Consider the following 20,122-nt stretch of genomic DNA (forward strand, 5'->3'; position numbering starts at 1 on the left):
TTGTATTTAAAGAGAGATCTTACTGATGAAACTAAGGATAGATATTTAGCGATTCTTAATGATATAAAAGGAAGAGGCTTCCCAGATGAAAAAGAAAATCTCGGGAAAAAACTTGAAGATAAAAATTTTATAAATAAACTCAGAAAAGAATACGAGGTATTTTTAGAAGAATATAAGATTAATCCTGATATTTTAAGATTTCATCATTATAAATTATCTAAAATCTATAATGATATCAATGATTTAGAAATAGAAAGAAAATTATATAGGTCAAATTTAAAGGATATTGCACCTATTCAGAGTTTTATAACACAAGATGAAATAGATGAAAGCCTAAAAAGAGGAAGCGGGTTTTCTGATGGAAAGAAAAGAATATATGAATTTTTTACTGAAAAGCATGATTTAAAAGAACAAGCAGATTTCTTGAAAAATGAATATGGCGTAGGTGGAAGTTCTCATGCACTATCTGCTGCAAGAGAAAGTGGTGAGTGGCACGATGCGAAGGGAATAAAATATAATAAAGGTAATGCAAAAGAAATACTACTATCTTGGTCTAATGTTGCAAGAAGAATTAATGACCTTATTAAAAAGAATAGATATATAGATGAAGAAAGTTTTGAAGAAAATAGGAAGAAAAAAACAGATCAGGAAATAAATAAAACAGAAAAAGAAAGCCAGGAGTATATAAATTATCAAGATGATTTGCCTCCAACTGATAATGATGTATATATAGAAAGAACAAATAATAGTTCTATATATTATTATCAAGGACAGTCTGTAGCAAGTATAGGTGATGATGGAAAACTTATCATTTATGATGAATTTATGCCAAACTTTTTAAAAGAAGAAATATATTCCATAGCCTTTGAAAAACAATTAGATATACCATTAGACCAGTTAGACGATGGAATTATTCTTGAGGGAATACATGACACTTTTTATATTAAAGAAAAGGAAGAAATAGAAGGAAGAGAATATTACCTTTTAGAAAGTCAAAGTCGATATGATGATATTCCAAATATTGTAGTTAATTCTAACAAAGAAGTTATAGATGATGATATAGTAAATGGTTTTGAAGAATTTAAGGAATTTTATCCTAATAAAAATAAAGAGAATATAGGTTTTGATTTAGATAGCCATAGAAAAGATGATTATTGGATAATTGAGTTTAATGAGGGTTCAAGTCTAATAGAAAAAGATTATGCAGGACAAAGGCTGACTAAAGAACTATTAGATGAAATAAGGGAAATAGATGAAAAGATAAGACTTCATAATAAGACCTTAGGAGAAGATGAATATGGGCAGATGACTGATAAGTGGGAGGGGTATTCCAAATTCTATTTTAACCATATAGTAGATGGGAAAATAGTTGATCACTATAAGATAGACATAGGTGATGGAAATGAGATCAACCAAAGAGACTTTGAATTTCTTTATGAACAAATAGGAAAAAGTCAGATAGAACTTAATCAAACTATAGAAGGAAATAAGATAGATGAAAAAATAATTTCAATAAATCAAATTGAAGATAGAATTTTTGATGTATTAGTTAAGGATAAAGTTTTAGAAAATGAAATTATAAAGGCAAGAGAAAACTTAGGAAATAATACCTTAGCAAGTTTTAACTCTGTATTCCAAAGAGAATATGTAAAAATCATGAGAGAAGTTGCCGATAAACAGGGAAATCTTCCGGATGATATGAAGGCAATAGATAAGGTTAAAGAATTAGCTATTAGAATAGAAAATAGATATAGAGAATATTTAAATAATTCACATGAAAACAATATAGAAGATGATAAGGAGATACTCTCTATAAAAGTGGGAGATATAGTTAGAACAGAGGATAATAAATATTTAAAAATAAAAGATATTTCCAGTGGATATGATAATAACCATAATCAAATAATATATTATTCATATGATGCCTATTTTGATAAGGACTTAAAACTATTCTCACATTCCTTTAAAGAAAGCGATTTAAAAGCTTTAGAAGTATTAAGAAATGAAGTAGAAGAAAAATTAACAAAAGAGATTGTAGAAGATAAAATAGCAGTAAAAGTAGGATTTTATTATGCTTTAGTAGATAAATATAAAACAAAGGATATAGAATTAGAAGAAACAGGAATTAGAGTTTATCCAAGAAAGGAAAACTCACAAGGAAAGATCTATACTTTATATAAAGGGAAATCTTTTGAAGATAGCAAAAAAATAGACAGTTTGTTTGATGAAATTACTGCCAAAATGAAAGAAGCAAATCTTACAAATTTAAATGATGTATTAGAATTGGAAAGGGAAGGTTTATTTGAAATTACTGATGATAAAGTTACAAAATTTGAGGAAGGCTATGATATAGATGTTCAAAGCTTTAATCAGCAATTTCCAGATTATTATAATGATATATATGTTTTTAATAAAAATCTTGAAATCAATGGAGCATATCAAAATTTAGCACATATAAATGAAGAAAATAAAATCACTTTTAATATAAATTTATCGCAAGAAGAAAAATCCAAAATTGAAGAAATAAGAGATAAGAAACAAGTTCTTTCCATGTTAATAGATAAGGATATCAAAGAAAAAAGAGAATACTATTTTGATCCTCAAGATGAAGAATACTTACTACTGTCAAAGAAAATAGAAGATGGATTATTAAAAAAACCAGAAAATATTATAGATGGAAAAGAAGGGTATAAGGTAGAGCTAATCTTAGATGTTAAGGGAAAATCTCTTAAACAAAATTTACGATACAATGGGTATATTTTAAATTCTAATCAAGCTATAAAATATAAAAGTTATAAGGACATATTAAGTAACTTACCTTATTTACTTGATGATAAACATAGAGAAGTGCTTTTAAATGGATATTTAAATCAGCAAATTGAAAATGATAGAACAAGGCAAGAAGAAAATCCATTTAAAGAAGGTATGAATGTTAGATACAAAGGAAAAGAATACACTATAACTGCCATTAACGATACTACAAGTCCTAAAACTATAGAACTAGAAGATAGCACAGGACTAATGAATGGTTTTATTACCGGAAGTGAAATAATTCTTTTTAATGACTACAAAGATCTTGATTTGGAAGTTATAAAAAAAGAGGAATTAATTCCGTTAGAAATAGAAGATTATAGTCTTTTAGGATTACCAGTTCAATTTAGAAATAAGGAATATTTAATTAAAGAAAATGAATTTAATGAAGCTGGAATGGGTAGATTAGCTTTAAGTACAATAGATAAGAGTGGTATTACTGAAGTAATATATAGTAGAGAAAGACCTGTTTCTAATATCTTTGTAAGAAAGGAAGATTTAGAAGAATATAAATCTAGTGAAAAAGATAAATTAAGTAAAAAACAATCTATCGATAAAGAGGAATTAGTAGAACAAATTAGCTTTGAAGATATTGACAATAATAACGAAGAAAAAGTTAAAAAAGACAATTCAAGGCTCTTATATAAAAGCCTTGATGTAATAAATAATAAATCTTCTCTTGTTGCTGATCAGTTTATAGTAAGTGTTGATAATGAAAAGGAAGAATTTTTAGTATATAGTTCATCTAATCCAAAAAATCATAGGGAATTTACTCTACCTTTTTCTTACCTCAAAGGAATTGACAAAATTGACGGAGATGGTAATTCATTGAAATTAACCACTCATAGAAAAGAAACTATTGATAAGAAGTTAGAAGAATATAAGGAATGGAAAGAAAATAATGATTTAATAAGGACTGATAGAGAGAATATAGAAGGTGTTTCTGAAGTTTCTTTAGAAAACTATAAAATTATTAATGAAGAAGAAATCCTACCACCTTCACAGAGATTAAAAAACAACATTGAAGCTATAAATGTCTTAAAGGCTTTAGAAAAAGAAAATAGAAGTGCAAGAAAAGATGAACAGGAAATTTTGGCAAAATATATCGGCTGGGGAGGACTTTCTGATGTATTTGATGAAGAAAAGGAAGGTCAATGGCTTGATGCAAGAAACTTTTTAAAAGAAAATCTAACTGGGGAAGAATATAATAGGGCAAGAGAATCAACCTTAACAGCTTTTTATACGCCGAAAGTAGTTATAGACGCTATCTATGAAAGTCTTTCTAATCTTGGATTTGAAATAGGAAATATATTAGAACCAAGTGCTGGGACAGGGAGATTTATAGGAAATCTACCTGAAGAAATGAAAGAGTCAAACTTTTATGGAGTTGAATTAGATAGCATTAGTGGACAAATTGCCAAAGAACTTTACCCTAATGCCAATATCCAAATAAAAGGCTTTGAAGAAACTTCTTTTTCTAATAACCTATTTGATGTGGCCATAGGAAATATTCCTTTTGGAGAATTTAAAGTAGCAGATCGTGAGTACGAAAGAAATAACTTTCTAATTCACGATTATTTTTTTGCTAAAACTTTAGATAAGGTTAGAGATGGCGGCATCATTGCCTTTATAACATCTTCAGGAACAATGGATAAAAAAAGTGAAGATGTTAGAAGATATATATCGGAAAGAGCAGAGTTTTTAGGAGCAATAAGACTGCCAAATACTACATTTAAAGGGGTAGCTGGAACAGAAGTAACTTCAGATATAATCTTTTTAAAAAAGAGAAATAGGCTATTAAAGATAGATGAAGACTGGATAAAGCTAGACAAAGATGCAAAAGGACTAATATATAATAAATACTTTGTAGATAATCCTCAGATGGTAATAGGGACTATGGAAGAAATACCGTCAAGATTTGGGACAAGCCTTGCATGTATTGAAAATAAAGATATTTCTTTAGAAGAAGGACTAAAAAAAGCCATTAAAAATATCCAAGGTAGGTATGAAGAAGCTCAAATAAATGATGATTTAGGAGAAGAAACAATACCAGCTGATGATAGTGTTAAAAACTATTCTTTTGCTTTAGTGGATGATGAAATATATTTTAGAGAAAATTCAATTATGCAAAGAATATCCTTAAACCAAAAGGATAAAGATAAGGTAAAAAAATATTTAAGATTAAATGAAAGTCTAAGGAAAGTTATAACCTATCAAAGAGAAGACTATTCAGATGAAGAGATAAAAAAAGAACAAGAAAATCTAAATAAATTCTACGATGATTTCAATAGCAAACATGGAAGACTAAATTCAAAAACCAATAAAAAGTTATTTAGAGAAGATGCCAATTTTTCTTTAATTTCAACTTTGGAAAAATTAGATAAAGAAGGCAACTTTATAGGAAAATCTGACATCTTTAACAAGAGAACTATAAAAAAAGCTGTAATAATAGATCATACAGATAGGGCAATAGATGCTCTGGTACTCTCTATTAGTCAAAAAGGTAAAATAAATTTTGATTATATGGAAGAATTGACAGGAAAAACAAGAGATAAATTAATAGAAGAATTAAAGGGAGAAATATTTTTAAATTTAGATTCCTTTGAACCTAATGATATAAATCCATTTAAGTCTGCTAATGAGCTAGGAGATTTTTCAAGACCTTACGTAAGTGCTGATGAATACTTGTCAGGAAATATAAGAGATAAAATTGAAGTTGTAGACTCTTATATTAAAAACATCGAAAAAGAGTTAGGAAAGGAAGAAAATCTAGAGGATAGTAAACTCTTAAAAAAAGAATTAGAAGAGTTACATTTTCAAAAAGCAAAGCTAGTGGAAGTAATGCCTAAAGCACTAGATGCAAGTGAGATTACAGTTAGAATGGGTGCAACATGGATACCGGAACAAGATTACAAAAAATTTATGTTTGATTTGTTGAAAACACCAGTTTCATCAAGGTGGAATATAGATATTAAGTATTCTGACTTTACAGGAGAATATAGAGTTGAAGGAAAAAGCTCTGATAGGGACAATGACCTTGCTTCTTTTACCTATGGTACAAATAGGGTAAATGCCTACAAATTGATAGAAGATACTTTAAATTTAAGAGATACTAAGGTATTTGACCAAGTAGAAGACAGTGATGGAAAGAAAAAATCTGTGCTTAATCAAAAAGAAACAATGCTTGCAAGAAGTAAGCAAGAGATGATAAAAGAAGAATTTAAAAGCTGGATATTTGATGATGTGGAAAGAAGAAATAGATTAGTAGAAGATTATAACGAAAGATTCAATTCCATAAGACAAAGGGAATATGATGGATCTAATCTTACTTTTGAAGGAATGAATCCTGAAATAGAATTAAGAGCACATCAAAAAGATGCCATAGCAAGAGGTTTGTTTGGTGGAAATACTTTACTTGCCCATGAAGTAGGAGCAGGAAAAACCTTTGAAATGATAGGTATAGCCATGGAGTCAAAAAGACTTGGTATGAGTAATAAGTCAATGTTTGTTGTTCCTAACCACATTGTAGAGCAATTTGGAAGAGAATTTAATGAACTTTATCCAGGAGCTAATGTATTATGTGCTACAGAAAAAGATTTTACACCAGATAGAAGAAAAAGATTTTGTAGTCGTATTGCTACAGGAAGTTTTGATGCTGTTATTATAGGGCACAGTCAATTTGAAAAAATTCCTATATCAAAAGAAAGACAAGAATATGAATTGCAAGGTCAAATTGATGAAATCATTGACTATATAGATGAATATAAGAGAGAAAGGGATCAAAGATTTACTGTAAAGCAATTAGAAAAAACAAAGAAAAAATTAGAGACAAAGTTAGAAAAACTAAATGCTGATTATAAGAAAGATGACGTTGTAACCTTTGAGGAACTGGGAGTAGATAAGTTATTTGTAGATGAAGCCCACGCATACAAAAACCTCTATCTATTTTCTAAAATGAGGAATGTAGCAGGAATTACTTCTACAGATTCACAAAAATCATCAGATATGCTTATGAAATGCCGCTATATGGATGAAATAACTAATAATAAAGGATTAGTATTTGCCACAGGTACACCAGTAAGCAACAGTATGGCTGAACTTTATACCATGCAGAGATATTTACAGTATGATGAATTAAAAAAGATGAAATTGCAACATTTCGATTCTTGGGCGTCTACTTTTGGAGAAACAATAACGGCAATAGAATTAAATCCTGAGGGTAATGGTTATAGGAGCAAAACCAGATTTGCAAAATTTTATAATCTTCCTGAACTTATGAATACTGTAAAAGGATTTATGGATATTAAAACAGTTGATGTTTTAAATCTTCCTACACCAATTGCCCATTATGAAACTATAAAAACAAAGCCTACCGAAGAACAAAAAGAAATTCTTGAAACTTTTTCCGAGAGAGCAGATAAGGTTCGTGATAAGCAGGTAGATGCAAGTGTTGATAATATGCTTTTGATTACAAATGACGGAAAGAAAATGGCACTTGACCAAAGGTTAATCAATCCTTTACTTTCTGATGATCCTAATAGTAAGGTGAATACCTGTATAAAAAATGTATTTAGCATTTGGGATAAATATAAAGATAAAAAATCTGCTCAATTAATATTTTGTGATATGTCTACACCAAGTAATGATTTTAATATCTATGATGATATTAAAACAAAACTTATAGATATGGGAGTACCTGAAAATGAAATAGAATTTATTCATAAGGCAAAAAACAATATGGAAAAAGACGCTATCTTTGATAAGGTAAGAAAAGGAGAAATAAGAGTCTTACTTGGTTCAACACAGAAAATGGGAGCAGGTACTAATGCCCAAGACAAACTAATTGCAATTCACGATCTTGATATACCATGGAGACCTGCTGATCTTTCTCAAAGGGCAGGCAGGATTGTTAGGCAGGGAAATGAGAATAAGGAAGTCCATATATTTAGATATGTAACAGAAAATACTTTTGATGCCTACCTATTCCAAACCTTAGAGAATAAACAAAAATATATTTCCCAAATTATGACGTCAAAGACTCCTGTAAGAGTTGCAGAAGATGTAGACGAAGCCACATTAAACTATGCCGAAATCAAAGCTCTTGCAACAGGAAATCCATTAATAAAGGAGAAGATGGACCTTGATGTTGAAGTTTCTAAACTTAAAATGCTAGAGTCCAATTTTAAATCAAATCTTTACAAGCTGGAAGATAAAGTAGTTAAATTTTATCCAAAGGAAATAGAAAGATTAAAAGAAAGGATAGAGAACTTAAAGGAAGATATTAAAAATGTTGAGCCTTATAGAGAAGTAGATAAAAATTTAAAAGAAGATAATAAATTTACCTCTCTAATTATTGACGGAAAGAAGTATATAGATAAGAAAATAGCTGGAGAGTTTTTGTTGAACAAAATTAAGGGAGTTAAAATATATAGGGAAATGGATAAAGATGGAGAAAAAATAGGTGAATATAGAAATTTTGATTTATCCATAAAATATGATTCTTTTTTCAATAAATATAACTTTATATTAAAAGGTAAGGGAGAATATAGAGGAGAGTTTGGAACAGATGGAATAGGTAATATAACAAGAATGGATAATGTATTAGATAAATTACCAGAAAGATTAGAAAATACAATTTCAAAACTAAAAGATACAGAAGAGCAATTTCAAACAACCAAAATTGAAATACAAAAGACATTTCCACAAGCTGAACTTTTAAAGGATAAGACACTAAGACTTGCAGAAGTAAATAATTTACTAGATATGGGAAAAAGTGAAAATATAAGCCAAGATAATCCATTACTAGAAGAAGTAAAGGAAGAATTGATAGACTTCCTTAACAGAGAATATGATGAAGAAAACAGGTTAGAGGACTTTGATACTATATTTCCTGACTTAACAGATATAGGAATAGCTTATACAACTACACCAGATGAAAAACATGAAATACAAGTAAGTTTAGATTTAATAAATTACAAGATGAACACCTATGTAGATAAGAACCTAATTGACAGCTTTCAATACACCTATGATCCCTTAGATGCAAGTGATTTAAAAGAGCTAGTACAGATAAAGACATCTATTGGCTTTTGGAATTTTAGTGAGCTTGTATCAGTAAATGAAGAAAAACTGAGAGAAGTAATGGGACTTGAAATAGATGATGATGGCAACTTCTATGATCCATTATCTAAAGATATGGATTTAGATGGAATAATAGATAGAAATGATGCTGACTTTAGAGATAGTAAAGTGCAGGAAATAGGAGATTTTGAAAGGAAAGAAAAAACATCTATTATGGATAAATTAAAGGAATATAAGGGAAATTTAGTAGTAAATAATAATATAAAAGAAATAAATAATAGTGAACCATGTGGCAGATAAAACTTTAAATGAGATTATTAGAGGACAAAGAATATGGAATTTGATAGAGATAGATTTAATGAATTTATTCGAGAAAATTTTTCTTTTGATGGTAATACTCAAAGAATAATCAACAATATAGTTGAATATGGAATTAAAAATTTTGCCGATTCAGAAGATAAATTAGTTGAATTTATTCAGACTACAATTGATGATCCAACAGTTGAAGAAATAAAACAATTTATTATTAGTGATGGAAAGGAAGAAGAAATAAAAGATTTAACAGATAAGAAAGATAAAAATAGAAATGGAGGAATAAAAATGAATATAAAAAAGGGAAATGTAATTGAAACTGAATTTGGGGACACTATGGTATTGGATGTGAAAGATAATCAAGCTACCTTATTTGACGGGAAGCAATTTATTTTAGCCACAAGAGTAGAGTTTAACAAAGAAAGTGGAAAGTATGAATGGGATTCTGTTAGATACGCAAGTGATATAAAAACAATAGCAAATATGGGAAATACAAATTTTGAAAGCATGAAAAATACAATAGATTTTTTAGCAGAATATAATCATAAAGAATTTGTAAAAGGTATTATATCTCTTGAAACAGGAGTAGAAAATGAAAATGTTCTTAATAATGCCTATGATAATTATATGAACGATTCAGTTATGGGTCTTATTGATGAAAAGTTTATTGAATATATAGATGAAGAAGAGTTAAAAGAAAACTTAGAAGCTAATCAAGAACAAGGAGATAAAGAAATGAAAGATATAGATAATAAAGAAAAGGATACATTAAATATAGATGGAAATATAGCAACTGATATAGAAATTAAAGATTTAAAATCAAAAGATGGAAGGGACTTTAAAGTAGCCTCCTTTTCTATTGCTGAAAATGACAAGGAAGGAAATGCAAAATTCATCAGCTGCTACGCCTATAATGACAAAATCAATCAAGTAAAAAATTTGAAAAAAGGAGATTTTGTACACCTATTTGGCAAAGAAAAGAAAAGTATGGGAAAGGATAATAAGGAATACACAAGTCTAAAAGTATACTCTGCAAAGTTATTAAAAGCTAAAGAGCATACTAAAGCAAAAGCATCAACACTAGGGAAATTAAAGGAATTTAAGACTAAAGGGGATATGAAAGTGGATGAAAAGAAGAAAAAGGATAATAGCATAGAAAGGTAAAAGATTATAGGGGGCAGGTTTTAGTCTGCTTACTGTATTGTATGATGGGGCAAGTTCCAATACTGGGGTGAAAGTCCCTAAACAGCGTATTTGTCGACGAATTCCATAGCAATCCTGAAATTTCACATGGAGATATGTGGAAGAGAGGAACGACCTGACTTGATGAACATGAATATGATATTAAGGTTGGTTAGATATGTAGATTACAGTATACTAACAGTAGCAAACAGAGTAATGGTTTTAGTAACCAAATGTATAGAAAAGAAGTTAGGATTAAAATAAATGCAACAAAATTCAAAGTTATTAAACCAACCAAGCTAAAATGTTTTGGATTTGAAGTCTGAAAAAGAAAAGACGATTAGAAGGCTAGAACAGACGAAAACTTTTTAAAAGATATAGTATATGTGATGACAGCAAAGACAATCTATTATCAATATAGTAGATATAGATATTGAAATGAGATAAAGAATAATGGTATACTTATTTATAAGTAGACATTTATAAACAACGAAAGAAATGTATATTAAATCAAAAATTATAGATTTAAGAAATTTAGAAAGATAGATTTAATTCATTAAAAGGATGTTGTATTGTTCTTCTTGATTCTTTTACTTAAAAAATTTCTTTATTTTTTTAAAGTTGTTTTGACAAAAGTGATAGATTTAAAATGGAGGAAATTTAGTTATGAATTACTCAGTATTAGTAGTAGAAGATGATGAAAGTATTTTAGATTTAATAGAGATATATCTAGAAAATGAAAATTATATTATAAAAAAGGCAACATGTTCAGAGGAAGCAATTAGATATATTAAGGAAGAAGAATTTGATTTAGCGATTTTAGATATTATGTTACCTGATAAAGATGGATATTATTTATGCAAAAAGATTAGAGAGTCTTTTAATTATCCAATTATTATGCTTACATCAAAAGATGATGAGTCAAGTAAAATTAAGGGCTTAACCTTTGGAGCGGATGATTATGTAACTAAACCATTTTTACCTGGAGAGTTAGTTGCTAGAGTAAAGGCTCAATTAAGAAGATACAATAATTATAATTTAAAAACTAAAGAAGGTACAGGAAATATTTTAACTTATCAAAATGTGGATTTAAATATCAAATCAAGAGAAGTTTTAGTTGATGGACAGGAAATTGATTTAACTCCTATTGAATTTATTATTTTAAAATCATTACTAGAGAAAAAATCTGAAGTACTAGGATCCGAAGATTTATTCTATAAAATATATCCGGATGAATATTATATAAAAAATAATACGGTTTCAGTTCATATTAGACATATTAGGGAAAAGTTAGGAGTGCAAAACAATATAATAACAACTGTATGGGGAGTTGGGTATAAAATTGGATAAAGATCAATATTTTAAAGATATACTAAAAAAAATAGTAATAAAAATTATGGTATTTTTATTTATTCTAATGAGTTGTATGCTTGCAATAGATAGCAATATTTTTAGATTTAATAATGAAATACACGAATTTTTTGTTAATAGATTGGATCTGATTTTTTTTGTTATTTTATTATTGGGGATATTAATTATTATAATAAAAGAATTTTCAAAATTAGAGAAAGATTATATTGACTTATGCAAAAAAATAGACGATTTGGATGAGAATATTGTTAGTTTCCCGACTCCTTATAAAACTTTAGAAGATTCCATAAATAGATTAAAATTTAAACAAAAAGAGATAGAATATACGCTTAAAAAAAGAGAAAATGAAGATAATGATTTAATCACCTACTTAGCACATGACTTAAGAACTCCTTTGACATCTATCATTGGATATTTATCAATGCTCGATGAAATGAAAGACTTGCCTAATAAGCAAAGAGAGAAATATATTAGACAATTATTAGAAATAGCATTAGGATTAGAAGATCTTATAAACCAATTTTTTGAAATTGCTAGATTAAATAATGGTGAATTTAGTATTCATAAAGAAAAAATTGATTTAGAATATTTTTTAATACAATTAAAAGATGAGCTTTATCCTATGATGAAAGAGAATAATCATAAGATAAATATCTCAAGTGAAGGCTCAATATTTGTAAATGTCGATCCAAATAAAATGAAAAGAGCCTTAGAGAATATTTTAAAAAATGCAATCTTATATTCTTATGCAAATACAGAGATAAAAGTTAAAATATATCAAACGTATAAGTGTGTAATATTAAAAATTATTAACAAGGCCGATACACTAGAAGAAGCGCAGATAAGAAATATGTTTAACAAATTTACTAGATTAAATCTAGCAAGAAATTCAAAAAAAGTGGGATCTGGCTTAGGTTTACCTATCGCAAAAGAAATTATTGAATTACATGAGGGTAAGATAGAGGTAGAAAGTTCTAATAATGAAGTTATTGTCATTGTAAGATTAAAAAATAAATGAGGATTACACCTTAATTATGTATAAAACTACATAATTAAGGTGTTTTTTTATTTTTTAAAAATTAATGAAATCTTAAGAATTAATCAATAGAATATTAAAACACTTTTTTATTGTATCAATTAAAATAAAATCATAGAGGAGTAAAATTTTTATCACTAACATGAAGATGTATTTTTTACTTTTTAATAAGGAAGCATAAAAGATAAGGGAGGTAGTTTAGTGGAATTAGAGATTAAAAACGTAAGTAAGAAATTTAAAGATAAATTAGCGGTTGATAATGCATCAGCTACGTTATGTCCAGGTGTTTGGGGACTCTTAGGTGCAAATGGTGCTGGGAAAACAACTTTAATAAAAATGATCACTGGAATTAGTACACCGAGTCAAGGCGAAATTTTATATAATGGGGAAAGAATCAACAAATTAGGAGAAGAATATAGGAATTTGTTAGGGTTTTTACCTCAAGAATTTATTTGTGCTCCAGAGTTTACTGTAAATTCATTTTTACAATATGTAGCTGCTTTAAAAGGTATAGACAAGAGCAAAACAGAAGAAATGATTGATAAACTCCTAGAAGTATTAAACTTATCTGATGTCAAGTACAAAAAAGTAGTAAAGCTTTCAGGAGGAATGAGAAGGAGAGTAGGAATATGTCAAGCTATTTTAAATGATCCTAAAATATTAATTTTAGATGAACCAACAGCAGGACTTGATCCTGGTGAGAGAATAAAATTAAGAAATTTTATCACGGAAATATCAAAAAATAAAATAGTTTTGCTTTCGACTCATATAGTCTCTGATATTGAATATATATCAACATCAAATTTAATTATGAAAGATGGTAAATTTGTATATTCTGGAACAACTGATGAACTGATATCTAAAATTAAGAATAAGGTATACGAAGCATCTATATCAAATAGAGAATATGCAGAAAAAGAAACACAATTGAATGTTGTTAATGTAAAACAACAAGATGATGGAAACGTACTCATTAGATACATATCAGATAAAGATGATGTTTTAAATAATTCTAAATTAACAAAAGCTCATCTAGAAGACTTCTATTTATGGGTCTTTCCAGAAGATAGAAGTTTTAAGGTGAATTAAAATGAAAATTTACTTAAATGAGATAAAGAGGATTTTATCAATAAGATCAAATCAAATTATAATATTGTTTTCATTACTACTTGCTATATTGCTTTCCATAGCTCCAATTAATTTTACAAAAATTACCTATGGAGAAGGAGATCAAGTAAAAAATTTAAAAGGAAAAGAAGCAATAGAATATATTAAAAAAGCTAAAGAGCCTTATTCAGGAAAGATAACAGAAGATTTAATTTATAATGGCACAAAAAAATATAGAGAAATACTAAGAGAATATAATGTTACTGATAGGTCTGAATTAAAACCTGAAATTAATACAAAGAAGCTTATGCCTATAGAACATATAAGTAAGAAAGTAAATGAAGTATTCACTGATTCTCAAAGTAATAACCTTCCTCCAGTTTTAAGCATAGATATCAATGATACCAAATATTTTTACAATAAAGTATTTGATTATCTAAATAAAGTAATTGAAAATGAATATCCTAATAAAGCTCAGAATCAAATTATAGAAAAATCTGAAAAAGAACTGGGTAAAATAAAAACTCCATATGAATATTATGGATATTATAGTACAGATGCAAATGATTATAGAGGATTTTATAATACGATAATAATAATTTTAATGGTTGTAGTAGCAGCTCCAATATTCTCGTCAGATAGTGAGAATGATTTAGATTATATATTTAAAACAACTAAATATGGCAGAAGAAAGTTTGCCATCTATAAAATCCTAGCAATACTTACGATTTCGGTATTAACTTTGCTCTTAGGAAACTTCATACAAGGCTCTATATTAGACTATGCTTTTGGAACAGAGTATAAAAAGACTTCTGTTCAGATGATGTTTAGTGCTTTAAGTTTGCATAATTGGAACTTTGGACAGTTTAATAAATATATGCTTATTTGTAATAGTATCATATTGATTTCAACCATTCTTGCTACACTAATTATTTCTGTATTAAGTAAAAGAAAAGTTGAATCCATAATGAAATCAATTTTATTAGCAGTATTTCCAACAATAATTTCTCCTATTGGTATGATTAGTGCTATAAACTATATTTTTCCATCTTCAGGAGTAGGACTACTCAATTCATTACAAAATCAAATAGCTGATTTTAATTTTGTAAATGTTTTTGGAAATTGGATGAGTTCATCAAGTCTTATAATGATATCAGCTGTAATATATATTATTATTTTACCAAGTTTAGTAGTAATGATGTATTCAAAAATTGGAGGTAATTATGGACTTAATAACCCTAGAAAAAGAAAAGTTAGAAAATAAGTACAAAGAGTTATGTAAGGAAGAATATCCAGGGAGATTAGGCAAAACATTTAAAACAAAATATAATTTTTACTATTATGATAGTGGTACTGGTAAAGTAGCACAAATAAATGAAAATGTGTATAAAGTCTTAACTAAATTTTTAGAGAGCGAAAATTTCTTGGATTTTATAAAACTTGATATGTCTGAACAAGAATTTTGTGAGGCTATAAGTGAAATAAAAGATGCGATTAATAAAGAAAGTATACTCTCAGCAACTAAATTTAATTGTTTGACTGGAAAAACTTATGAACAAATTGATGAGATAATAGATAATAAGATACAAAATGTTACCTTAGAGGTTACAGAGAAATGTAATTTAAGATGTAAATATTGCATCTATAATGAATCTCACCCTGAGTATAGAGCTTTTGGTCATAGGAATATGGATTGGGAAATTGCAAAAAAAGCTGTAGAATTTTTGAAAAGTCATTCACAAAATTCTGAAGAACGACATATTGGATTTTATGGTGGAGAACCTTTAATAAACTATGATCTTATAAAGAAAACAACAGATTATGCGAATAAGTTATTTGATAAAATGACTTATTCTATGACAACAAATGCTACTTTAATGAATGAAGAAATTGCTGATTATATTATGAAGAATAAATTCAATATTATAGTAAGTTTAGATGGATATAAAGAACTTCATAATAAAAATAGATTGTTTGTTACTGGAGAGGGAAGTTTTGAAAAAACTATTAATGGATTAAAAATTTTATTGAGATCAGCAGAAAAATATAATAATAAAGAAAACATTACCTTAAACATGGTAATCGAAGGACCTGATTATGAGAATAAGTATGATAAGATACAAGTTTATTTAAATGAATGCGATTGGTTGCCTAAGAATATAAACATATTAACATCTTCCATAGATTATGGACCACATGAAAGCATATATACAAGACCACAATCTTATGAAGAAAGAATGATTTTAAAAGATTATTATGATCCAATTTTATCGTGGGATGAAAAAAATAAAATAAGGAATAAAGATAATACTAATGAAATATTTACAGATGCTGATGTAGATAAGGCTATGATGATTATACACAAAAGATTATTATCTGAAAAGCCTGTTAAAAAATATGGGATGAATGGTTGTTGTGTCCCTGGAGAAAGACGAATATATGTTACAGTAGACGGAAATTTCAAAATTTGTGAAAAGGTAGGAGATATTCCAGAGATAGGAAATGTACATAAAGGGTTTGATGAAAAAAGAATAAAAGAATTATATTTTGATGATTTTATTAAAGAATCTAGCAAATATTGCAAAGACTGTTGGGCTATTAATTTATGTACTTTATGTTATGTAAATTGCTATGATCAATATGGCACACATTTTTCTTATAGACATAATTCTTGTAGAAGTGAAAGAAAATATTTATTAGATAGCTTGATAAAATATCATGAGATATTGGAAGAAAATCCAGATGTACTCAAGGAATTTAACGAAATTGAGTTTCAGTAAAAATGATATGAATTAGATAAGTATATATGTATATATATATTTAAATAATTGAGAAGGAGGTGAGAATGTGAAATTTATAAATCCTATAGGAAGACATCCGGGCAGTGGAGCTCAACCACAAGCATGCATGTGTTCAACAGGTTTTGCTGGATATCGTGGCAACAATGATAGTTGTATTCATTGTGGCTGTGGTTGTGGCGGTAAAGGAGAATATAGAACTGGTAACAGAGTTCGCGCTTTAAAAACTCCAAGAGCATCATATTAATGATGAATCATAGAGGCTCACAATATATAGAAATTTTAGTCTATATTTTGTGGGCTTCTATAATAATTATAAATAATAAGACTAGTTTGCTTTGTCAAAGCTGTAAGGGAGGTATAGTTTATAGATTATGAATATATATATACAGGAACTTAAAAGATTTTTATTTAAAAAATCGGTAAGAGTCTTTTTGGGCATGGGTTTAGTTTTTACTTTTTTGATATCATTTATTACTTATGTAAGTATACAATATGATGATATAAGTTCTGGAGATACAATTACTTATTTTGGTAAAGAGGCTATAGAACACTTTAATGAGGATAGTAAAGATTCTATAGGTTATTTGACAGAAGAAAAAATAACTAAAGTAGTAAAATCTTATAAAGAAATATTAAATAATGAAAATGTAAACAGTAGAGAAAATTTATCAGAGGATGCTAAAAAAAATATATCGAAATTTGATCCTATATTAAGAGTAATAACATACCCATATACAATTACAACATCTGGAAGTTTACTTGATGTAAACGAACTTGATACAGAAAAAGATTTAAATTTTTATCAAAGTTGTAATGATGCGTTGAAAAAAGACATAGAACAGAAATATAACAACGACAAGATAACAGAATTTGCTCTAAAAAAATATGAAGAGGTTAATAAACCATATTATTATGCAGGGTATTTTAGTGAAGATACACTATTTTTCGTAATGATATTTGTAACAGTATTATCATTAATATGTATATTGATTTCATCACAATGCATTGTTGAAGATAAAGAAAATTACCTAGATTCAATTTTTAGAACAACTAGAAATGGAAGAAATAAATATATTTGCAGCAAGATACTTGCCTTAGCAAGTATTATATCGCTTTATTTGATATTAAATATATCTATTTATTATGGCACTATTAAATATATTTACACTAGTGGTTTAGACTCATCTTTTCAAATGTTACTATTTAATCAACTGTCAATATCTAATTTAACTATAGGTAAAGTTATATTAAGTGTATTTTTGTTAAGTATATTATTTACTATTGCAAGTTCAATGATGTCAATATTTGTCGCTATAAATTCAAAAGTTTCTATGGTTTCAACAGCCATATCGTGTGCTTTATTTTTTATTCCATCATTATTGTATGGAAAAACTGAGTTTAAATCAATATTTTATTTTTTGCCGTCTTTGGGATTAGGTACTGCAGAAAATAGCTTAATTGAACAGTATCAAAAATTTGAATTTGTTAAGTTGCCAGGTAAAATTTTATGGGTTCCAAAGTTTCTAGTAATAATGGCTTTAATTAATATTGCTCTGTATTTATTGCTAAGTATAAAATCATATAACAAAATAGAGCAATAAATATTTTAATGGGAAGTAGAGGATAAATATATGGGTAAGGATAAAATAAATCATCTTGAATGTATAAAAATAGCATTCAAGATGATTTATGAAGTAGATAAAAATTCTTTTGCGATTACTATAATATTGTCAATTGTAAGTGGTGTTTTTCCGTTTTTAGTTCTTAAATTAGGACAAACAATAATTAATATAATTCAAATTCATTCCACTAGATTTGATAATATTATAATACTTATACTTATATATTTATCTTTACAATTTATATCTGTAATAGTAGATAATATTAAAAACTACTATTTACAAAGGTTAAGTAATGAAGTTACTTATTCTTCCATGAGGAAAGTAATGGGAAAATGTGCTGATTTGCCTTTAAAAAAACTTGAAGATAATAAAACTTACGATATTTTGAACAGAATAGAGCAAGATGCTACATTAAAGCCATATGAAATATTGATGTCAGTTATTAATTTGCTTTTTAATTTAACGCAAACTATTATAGCTATGTATGTATTAATTAAATGGAATTATTTTTTGGTTATTCTTTTGTTTGCAGTTACCATAATATCAGTGTTTGGAGAAATAAAAATAGGTAAATTAGAATTTAATATAAGAAATAGAAGAAGTACTTTAGAGAGGAAAAGTTGGTATTATTCTTTTTTATTAACTCACGATATTGCTTTTAAGGAGATAAAAACTTTTAGGTTAAAAAATTATTTTATTAGTAAGTATAAAGAAATTACAGATACTATTATTAATCAAAATAATAGCATTGAAAAATTGAAAGCTTTATTAATAATTGTTATAAATTTTTTTCAAGTTCTTATTAATTTATATATTTTTAAAGAACTTGCATTTAAAACGTATAATGGAGAATTTTTAATTGGAACTGCTATGGTGTACATAAGCACAATTGTTATATTTCAAGGTTCTCTAAATGAAACAGGAACCAGTGTATACAATATTATTAATTCAAATTTATATATAAATTTACTTAAAGAGTTTCTTGAATTTAAAACTGACGATTTAAAAGTAGAGACAAAAACTATACTAAGATCAATAAAAGACATTAATGTAATATCGTTATCTAATATAAACTTTTCTTATGATGATAATAGTTTAGCTCTGCAAGACATTTCTTTAAAGATAAAAAAAGGAGAATCCATTGCAATAATTGGGGAAAATGGTTCAGGAAAAAGTACACTTCTAAAAATTTTAGCTGGATTGTATAGTCCAGATTCAGGTGTGTTTTTAATTAATGGGATGAAATTTGATGATATTGAAATAGAATCTTATAGAACACAGATTAGTTCATTATTTCAAGATTATTTGAAATATGAGGGGACAATAAAAGAGAATATTATATTAGGGCAAATTGATAGAAATGAAGACGACTGTTCGATTCTAACAGCATTAAATAGTGCTGATGCAAAATTTTTAAAAAATGATGGTAAATATAATATTAATAAAGTAGTAGGTAATTGGTTTGAAAATGGGCAGGAACTTTCAGGCGGACAATGGCAAAAAATTGCAATAGCACGAACTATGTATAGAAAATCAAGTCTATTGTTATTTGATGAGCCAAGCTCGTCATTAGACATAATTTCTGAAAAAATCATATTTGATAATATTTTAAATAATTCGAATGATAAGATTATTATATATATCACCCATAGGATAAGATGTGCGATGAATTCTGATAGAATTATTGTGATGGATAATGGAAAAATAGTAGGTGATGGGAGTCACGATGATTTAATTGAAAACTGTAATAGATATAAGTTAATGTATAATAAGGAATTTAAGTGACTTTAATAGATTGA

General features: G+C 27.5%; 10 protein-coding genes. All 10 read left to right on the top strand.

What is annotated here, in order from left to right:
• The first annotated feature begins 825 nt into the window (after positions 1 to 825).
• The 10 genes from QO008_RS05330 to QO008_RS05375 all read left to right on the top strand — a co-directional run bounded on the left by QO008_RS05330 (position 826) and on the right by QO008_RS05375 (position 20,108).
• Complete coding sequence (locus QO008_RS05330) at positions 826 to 9,192, top strand: SNF2-related protein (RefSeq protein ID WP_407653965.1); 8,367 nt, start codon at positions 826 to 828, stop codon at positions 9,190 to 9,192.
• Between the two features lie 33 nt (positions 9,193 to 9,225).
• Positions 9,226 to 10,368 (top strand): hypothetical protein, encoded by a 1,143-nt coding sequence (locus QO008_RS05335; RefSeq protein ID WP_022620871.1) that lies wholly within the window; start codon positions 9,226 to 9,228, stop codon positions 10,366 to 10,368.
• Positions 10,369 to 11,052: 684 nt separating this feature from the next.
• A complete protein-coding gene (locus QO008_RS05340; RefSeq protein ID WP_019107252.1) occupies positions 11,053 to 11,736 on the top strand; it encodes a response regulator transcription factor in 684 nt (227 codons plus the stop codon).
• Complete coding sequence (locus QO008_RS05345; protein WP_022620841.1) at positions 11,729 to 12,775, top strand: sensor histidine kinase; 1,047 nt, start codon at positions 11,729 to 11,731, stop codon at positions 12,773 to 12,775. Before QO008_RS05340 ends, QO008_RS05345 begins: the two co-directional genes overlap by 8 nt.
• A 219-nt stretch (positions 12,776 to 12,994) precedes the next feature.
• A complete protein-coding gene (locus QO008_RS05350) occupies positions 12,995 to 13,882 on the top strand; it encodes an ABC transporter ATP-binding protein (RefSeq protein WP_012797171.1) in 888 nt (295 codons plus the stop codon).
• A 1-nt stretch (position 13,883) separates the two neighbouring features.
• Complete coding sequence (locus QO008_RS05355) at positions 13,884 to 15,164, top strand: ABC transporter permease (RefSeq protein WP_022620840.1); 1,281 nt, start codon at positions 13,884 to 13,886, stop codon at positions 15,162 to 15,164.
• Positions 15,124 to 16,680, top strand: coding sequence for a radical SAM protein (locus QO008_RS05360; RefSeq protein WP_022620839.1), 1,557 nt, complete (start codon positions 15,124 to 15,126; stop codon positions 16,678 to 16,680). Before QO008_RS05355 ends, QO008_RS05360 begins: the two co-directional genes overlap by 41 nt.
• A gap of 67 nt (positions 16,681 to 16,747) precedes the next feature.
• The gene (locus QO008_RS05365) at positions 16,748 to 16,945 is read left to right on the top strand and encodes an Apre_1838 family putative sactipeptide bacteriocin (protein ID WP_022620838.1); all 198 of its coding nucleotides are present in this window, start codon (positions 16,748 to 16,750) and stop codon (positions 16,943 to 16,945) included.
• A 127-nt stretch (positions 16,946 to 17,072) separates the two neighbouring features.
• Positions 17,073 to 18,302 (top strand): ABC transporter permease, encoded by a 1,230-nt coding sequence (locus QO008_RS05370; protein ID WP_022620837.1) that lies wholly within the window; start codon positions 17,073 to 17,075, stop codon positions 18,300 to 18,302.
• A gap of 30 nt (positions 18,303 to 18,332) precedes the next feature.
• Positions 18,333 to 20,108 carry an ABC transporter ATP-binding protein gene (locus QO008_RS05375; RefSeq protein WP_022620836.1) on the top strand — a complete coding sequence of 592 codons (1,776 nt, stop codon included), beginning with the start codon at positions 18,333 to 18,335 and terminating at the stop codon, positions 20,106 to 20,108.
• The last annotated feature ends 14 nt before the right edge of the window (positions 20,109 to 20,122 follow it).

The sequence above is a fragment of the Aedoeadaptatus ivorii genome (assembly GCF_030815095.1).
Lineage (GTDB): Bacteria > Bacillota > Clostridia > Tissierellales > Peptoniphilaceae > Aedoeadaptatus > Aedoeadaptatus ivorii.

Coding starts and splice junctions, on each gene's coding strand:
- QO008_RS05330 (WP_407653965.1), top strand. CDS start 826: ATGCCAAACTTTTTAAAAGAAGAAATATATTCCATAGCCTTTGAAAAA.
- QO008_RS05335 (WP_022620871.1), top strand. CDS start 9,226: ATGGAATTTGATAGAGATAGATTTAATGAATTTATTCGAGAAAATTTT.
- QO008_RS05340 (WP_019107252.1), top strand. CDS start 11,053: ATGAATTACTCAGTATTAGTAGTAGAAGATGATGAAAGTATTTTAGAT.
- QO008_RS05355 (WP_022620840.1), top strand. CDS start 13,884: ATGAAAATTTACTTAAATGAGATAAAGAGGATTTTATCAATAAGATCA.
- QO008_RS05360 (WP_022620839.1), top strand. CDS start 15,124: ATGGACTTAATAACCCTAGAAAAAGAAAAGTTAGAAAATAAGTACAAA.
- QO008_RS05370 (WP_022620837.1), top strand. CDS start 17,073: ATGAATATATATATACAGGAACTTAAAAGATTTTTATTTAAAAAATCG.
- QO008_RS05375 (WP_022620836.1), top strand. CDS start 18,333: ATGGGTAAGGATAAAATAAATCATCTTGAATGTATAAAAATAGCATTC.